Annotated in this window: 3 protein-coding genes and 1 pseudogene; 2 read left to right on the plus strand and 2 right to left on the minus strand. The window is 62.2% G+C overall.

The genetic code is table 11. The features are described from left to right. Positions 1-158: 158 nt before the first annotated feature. A pseudogene (locus tag A5906_RS28610) lies at positions 159-326 on the plus strand (sugar phosphate isomerase/epimerase family protein); the annotation flags it as partial. A gap of 149 nt (positions 327-475) precedes the next feature. Here A5906_RS28610 and A5906_RS28615 read toward each other — a convergent pair. Both A5906_RS28615 and A5906_RS28620 read right to left on the minus strand, forming a co-directional pair. After that, the gene (locus A5906_RS28615; protein WP_080138564.1) at positions 476-1,855 is read right to left on the minus strand and encodes a SagB/ThcOx family dehydrogenase; all 1,380 of its coding nucleotides are present in this window, start codon (positions 1,853-1,855) and stop codon (positions 476-478) included. A 95-nt stretch (positions 1,856-1,950) separates the two neighbouring features. Further along, positions 1,951-4,197, minus strand: coding sequence for a TOMM precursor leader peptide-binding protein (locus A5906_RS28620; RefSeq protein ID WP_080138565.1), 2,247 nt, complete (start codon positions 4,195-4,197; stop codon positions 1,951-1,953). 738 nt (positions 4,198-4,935) lie between these two features. Between A5906_RS28620 and A5906_RS28630 the strand changes: the two genes are divergently transcribed. After that, positions 4,936-5,859, plus strand: coding sequence for a VOC family protein (locus A5906_RS28630; RefSeq protein WP_080138567.1), 924 nt, complete (start codon positions 4,936-4,938; stop codon positions 5,857-5,859). The last annotated feature ends 141 nt before the right edge of the window (positions 5,860-6,000 follow it).

A 6,000-nucleotide genomic window follows, 5' to 3' on the forward strand; every position in this document is an offset into this window, starting at 1 on the left:
GCTTGCTTCTGCGGCAACTGCACGTGCCTGCATCGACGGCAGCGCTGCTGCACAAGATCGATGCTGGGGATGCGCGGGATGTCCACAGCTGCTCGACGCTGCGGAATGTTCGTTTCACGGCCCTGTCACCGAACTGGTCTGGCGCTGCTCCCGTCATCGGTTTTGCGGACCGGCACTGGGCTCCGGGAGAAGGCAATATCCCCTGGGTCGCCGTGTTCCGCGCGCTGGGACGGCTGACCTCCAACCCGCGACTGATCCTGGAACTCCGCAACCACGACGCCCGCAAGGGCGCCGCCCATCTCGCCGCGCTTGGTCTCGCCGAATAACACATCACAGAGGGCAGGGCTTATCGTCATGAGAAAACTCACCCGTCGCACCATCCTGAAATCGTCATCGGCGACTGGCTGCGCGACCGCGTGATCCGACGCTGCAATAGCGCGACTGGCTTGAGCTGTGTGCCGATCTGCCGCTGCGTCTAGCGTTGGACCTCGGGCTTCTTGCCGCGCCCGAGCGCGAATTGACCGACGGGGCCCTCGATATGTAATTCCAGCTCCGTCATTTTCGCGAACAGATCGATGTTGGTCGTCCCGATAGCGCAGCCACCAAGGCCCATATCGGTTGCGGCCAGATAGAACGTCTGAATCAGACAGCCGACATTCTTCAGGATCAACGAATATGCGATTGAGCTGTATTTCCAGGAGACCCGCCCAAAGCGCGCCGCGATCGTGATCAGGATTTGCGGCTGACCAGGCGCGTCCATGGCGAACTGAGCCGCCACTGAGAGAGCCTGGAGTTGTTGGGCGGAGGCGCTGATTGCGACCAGCGCGTGGCTCCCTGCGTCGTAGTGGTAGAGTCCGCGCGCAAGCCCGTCGCAGTTCGCGACGGTGAGGTACAATTCGAGTTCGTACGCGCTGCCGGCCGACGGATAAGGCCTCGCGCTATAGGCGACTTCGGAACCGCCCTCGAAATATGGCTCGCTCTTCCATTCGGACACAACGCGCGCGGTGGTGTCGAGAAACTGCGCGAGTTCGCCGAGCGTGACCGGATTCTTGTCGTCGAAATCCCGTGTCGAATGGCGTTCGCGCAACAGCTTCCGGAGGAGAGAGTTCGGCTCCGCGGGGGAGGAGAATGTGCGCAGATCAACCCTGCTGCCGGCCCAGGGCGGACGCACCGCCGGCGACGGCGGAACGACACTGGCATAGGTGAAGGCCGCGCCGACCGGATTGGCTTGCCGACCCTCCGTGCTCCGCGTGTGAAACACCAGATCGTGGAAATCCCAGAGTACGAGGTTGCCGTCGCCTTCGTTGACCCGCAGGCCTTGCCCATCCTTCGCATCGAGCTTGAGCAGGATCTGACAGTCCAGCAACAGTTCGAGCAGATGGAGGGTGGAGGAAGCCATCTTCTGGTCGAGCTTGCCGATCTTCTGAGGCTGCGACAGCGCAGCAAGGGTGGCGGCGATGGCGGGATCGCCAATCCGGAACAGCGCGCCGGCGCGTGGCGATTCCAGCACCATCTCATTGCCGCGCCGGCGCAGATAGGCAAAGCGCGACAACACGACGGTATCACGCTTGCCGAGCTTCGCGCGTCGCGGCCAGTAGTCGGGGACTTGAGGCTCGATGATCACGAAATCCTGCGTGTTACGCGAAGAGGAGAGGCGGTATTCCAGAAGGCCCTTCCGGGCCAAGCGATGCACCAGTGCGTCGATTTCCCTGGCGAGGATGCTCTTGCCTGCAAACGAAGCAAGCGGAAGACCGGTGCCCAGATGTCGCGCTCGGTCCATCGCGGCTGCGCTGAATTGTCCGAGGTTGACGGAATAGTCGCCCAGAAAGACCGCGATGTTTCCGTCCGGCTGCATCTGGAGGGAGAAGCGATGGCTCAATCGGGCGGCGATGTCTGGCGCGATCTTCCTGGTCGGCGTTTTCCGGGGAGCGCGCACGAAAGAGCAACCCTTCAGGTGTGTGGAAGGAATGAGGTCAGGTCGCTTTCCTGTCGCGGCCGATCCAGCAATCCGAGCTTCACCGGCACATCGTAAAGGCGGCCCGGTGCGAAGCGGCGATAAAAATGACGCAGGCCGGGGACGAGCACTCTGACGACCGGAACCTCGACGTCGGGACGTGTCTGGTCGAGGACGAGGAAATCGTAGCCCGCGCGGGCGGCGATCTCAACGCAAGCGATGGCCTGGTCCCGCGTGTTGTCGTGAAGCTCGAGGCTCGGCGCTGGGGCGACGATCGGCCGATCGCTGGGTGTCAGGAACGGGTAGTCTTCCAGGCGCAATGGTGTGACACCGTCGAGGGTCGGCTTCTCGCCGCTCGCACCGCTCATCATGCTGACAGACATGAATTGGGTCAGCTCGGTGAGGGAGCGCAACAGGGCTATGCGACGGTCGAAATGAGCGCCGGAGCCGAACTCGATATTCTCGTGTCCATCCTGCATCCAGTGCATGATCGCCACGTAAGTCGGAATGCCGAGGTCGGTGGTGACATCGAGCACCCACAGCTTGCGCCCGGCTTCCGCAAATTGAGCTCGGAGATCCCGGACATAGAAATCGTCGAATTGCTCGAGGTCGACCTCGGCGCGCTGCACCCGGTTGTACCACCAGATCGCGTAGGCATCGCGCTCGATCAGTTCGAGGAAGCCCTGGACAATCGCTTCGTCGCGGGTGTTGCCGGCCGCGCAGCCGTTGGAATCCGTGTGAAAGCCGCCATAGAAGAAGTACAGGAGGCCCGTCGGCAGATATTTGAAGCGTTTGTCGCGCAACGATGAAACGGGCGACCACTCGGTCCTCGTCGAGGGATCGAACGGTTCGGGAACCGGATGGGGATCGTCCGGTTGCTGGAGAAACCTGGTCTTGAACTGCGTTTCACTGAAGAGCTGGACATCGTTGGGAAGAAGCGCCTCGCCAGGCGCGAAATCGGCAAATCGACGCGTCGTCCTGATCTCATCGCCCTGGAAAATGCCCGAATAGCGTTCGATGGATTCCATCAGAGCGCTGGCTTCGCCCTGTTCGGCGGTCGAGCCCTTGCCAAAGCTGCCGCCGCTCAATCCGGATCTGAGCTGGTCGATGCTGTGGGCCGGCGCGGAGAAATTATGCTGGGCGAAATAGTTGGTGTTCATCGGCAGATCGACGTCGATTCGTTCGAGCCTGGTCACCACCCCTGTCAGTGGGCTCACATGCTTGCGGAAGCGCGACACCGTCGACCGCGACGTCACGGTGCGATATCCACCGCTGGTCATAACGAGCCTCTTGCCCTCGGCAATTTCGACCAGGGCCGGAGATCGGCGTGGGTTGCTCAGCTTCCTGTTGCCGCAGGTCGGACATTGCGGACGCCGCGTCACGTAGTGCTTGGCGATGGCAGCGCCGGTCAGGTCGAAACTTGCGATGTGATCGCGCAAATCGGTGCGAAAATCCGAGGCAATTGCCTTGGCGATCTCGACGGCCGCAAAATGGATTCCGGTCTGGCCCACGCTTTCTCTGACGAGCGGCGATGTGGCAACCGCACGCGCCGGTCCCCGGTCGAGAAACCCCTTGATCTCCCTGTTGCGGATCATGCGATCGAACAGACAGGTCCAGCAGGCGCTCTCGCCGGGTTTGAACACGGGCCCGACCAAGGGAAACGGGCCGGATGGCTGTATCAGCAACCAGGGCGTCTTGCCGGACACACGTTCCTGGTTCAGTTCAGCAAGTCGCCGGTCGAGATAGTCGTTCGCCAGCGTGATCGTCAACTTCGGCGCTCGCTTGGCGATTTGAACACCGAGCTTGCTCAACGCCGCGGTCAGCTCCTTGGCGCCTTTGACGTCGATCGACTCGACCTGCACGGGGCAATTGCGAAGATTTTGTGCCGCGATCTCCAGGGGCATGCCGAGGCTTGCCAGGAAACCGCCGACGGCATCGTCGAATGCTTTCGAAGTCCGTGCAACGATATACCGGCGATCGAGGAGCCGCTTGATCGCTTCCTCGATCTTGTCGGCCGGAAAGTGCTTCGAAAGCTGGCGAATGATCTCCGGCCAAGCCTTGCCATGTTGTCCGATCGCGGTGGCCAAGGCACAGTAGAGCTCGCCGTGCAGGAAGAACTTGCGGTCCTCGGAATAGAGGCAGACCGCATCGGGAGGCAGGACGTAAGCGGTGAAGTTCGGCGCAAATCGAAGAATGTCTTGACGGGTCTGCCGCGCAACGCGGGCCTTGCGAGTTGCAGTCATTGGGTCAGCACGCTGATCCTGTTGCCGATGCAAGTGTCGTAGCGATGTCGAGCAATTGGCCGGCCCCACTCTTGAGGCCGGCCAATGACCTATCAACCCGTGAATTTGACATTCGGAACGCGCCGGGGGCCTAGCACCAGCGGCAACGGCCCCACGATGCGCAGCAACCCGCGCATGATACGGCGCATCCCAGGACAGCACAGCCGACGCCACATCGGCAACCGACGCCGCATCGGCAACCACGGCAACCCCGACAGCCTCTGCAGCCGCGGCAACCGCCGCATCCGCGCCATGCCACCTGCACGCGGCTACCCGCGTTTTCCTTGTCGAAGAGATGGAAGGTGGCGAGGCTGACGTCAGCCATCTCCTCTTCATCGAGCGTGATGGCTTGACCGACTCCAAGATGAGGCAATTGTTGTGTGTCGGCTGTCGGTACCGCGGACGCCGAGGCGCCTCCCGCCAGCGAGAACGTCAACCCTGCGGCTCCGAACGCCGGCACGGCGACCTTGGTGACTCGCTTCTTCCCTTTGGAAGTCTTCTTCGCCTGCCGCATGGTCAAACCTCCGAGCATTGCAAGAAGTGTCCCAGCCGCGCTAAGCCTACGCCCGGGAAGGTGCGCGAGCAACAATTTCGCGCACGAACGCGCGGTGGCGCACGGTCAGGATGTATTCATCTTCATGAACGGAATCGGCACGGCGAGTTGACACGACGCATCAACGATCCGCGCTGTTGGTGCTCATGCAGCTTGGTGCAGTGCCGCAAGCGCATCGAATCTCGAACGGAGAGATCGGCGTGGCAGATCGATCGGGGCGTTTCGCTTGGTATGAACTCCTGACCACGGATGTCGCGGCGGCGGGGGCTTTTTACCGCACGGCCGTCGGCTGGAATGTGAAGGATGAATCGACCCCGGAACTGCCCTATGCGGTGCTTCGTAGCGGCGGCGCTCCGCTGGGCGGACTTATGGAGATCCCGGAAGAGGGGCGGAGATTGGGGGCGACGCCGCGGTGGATGGGATACGTCGCCGTCGACGACCTGGACGCAACCGCCGCGCAGATCAGGCGTCTTGGAGGCTCGATCCTTGTGCCGCCGACCGACACCAATATTGGCCGCATCGCAGTCGTTGCCGATCCGCAGGAGGCGACGTTCGGGCTGATCAAAGAACCGACATATGGCCGACGGAAACCGGGCCGGCCGGACGAGTCGGGCCGCGTCGGCTGGCATGAGCTACTGGCTGTCGACCGGACCGCGGTCTTCGATTTCTACAGAGAACTCTTCGGTTGGCAGAAGGCCGACGCTCAAAACGAACCAGCGGCCTGGTATCAATTGTTTTCGGCAGGTGGACAGACGGTCGGCGGCATGCTCACGAAGCTTCCGAGCGTCGCGCAGCCGAGCTGGCTGCATTATTTCAATGTCGACGACATCGGTGCTGCCACGAAACATGTGAATGCTGGCGGAGGCCGGATCCTCCAGGGTCCGATCGAATTGCCGGATGGCTGCTGGATCGCACGATGTGTCGATCCCCAAGGTGCCCTGTTTGCATTGCAGGGCGCCCGAGGTCCGGCAAGCATTGAGCCATCCTCGGCCTCGGAAATCGGCTGGTCCGCCAAATGGGGTGGCATTGCCTCCCACGGGAGAATTGTGCTGCCCAAGCCGAAGCCCTAGCTACAAGCGTCTGTCCGGCACTGACGAACTCGCAATAGCCCGCGCCGGGAGCAGGGGAGCCCTGTCCGGCCCAAGTTCCCGTTGCGCCGGCCCGGCCCGTGCGCTATCCGGCCGGAAAGGCCTGAGGCGGCTCCACATTTT

The organism is Bradyrhizobium sacchari (assembly GCF_002068095.1).
In the GTDB taxonomy this organism is placed as follows: Bacteria; Pseudomonadota; Alphaproteobacteria; order Rhizobiales; family Xanthobacteraceae; genus Bradyrhizobium; species Bradyrhizobium sacchari.

Bases quoted from the DNA above. Each gene is read 5' to 3' on its own strand.
- A5906_RS28615 (WP_080138564.1), bottom strand. From the start codon at position 1,855: ATGCAGCCGGACGGAAACATCGCGGTCTTTCTGGGCGACTATTCCGTC.
- A5906_RS28620 (WP_080138565.1), bottom strand. From the start codon at position 4,197: ATGACTGCAACTCGCAAGGCCCGCGTTGCGCGGCAGACCCGTCAAGAC.
- A5906_RS28630 (WP_080138567.1), top strand. From the start codon at position 4,936: ATGCAGCTTGGTGCAGTGCCGCAAGCGCATCGAATCTCGAACGGAGAG.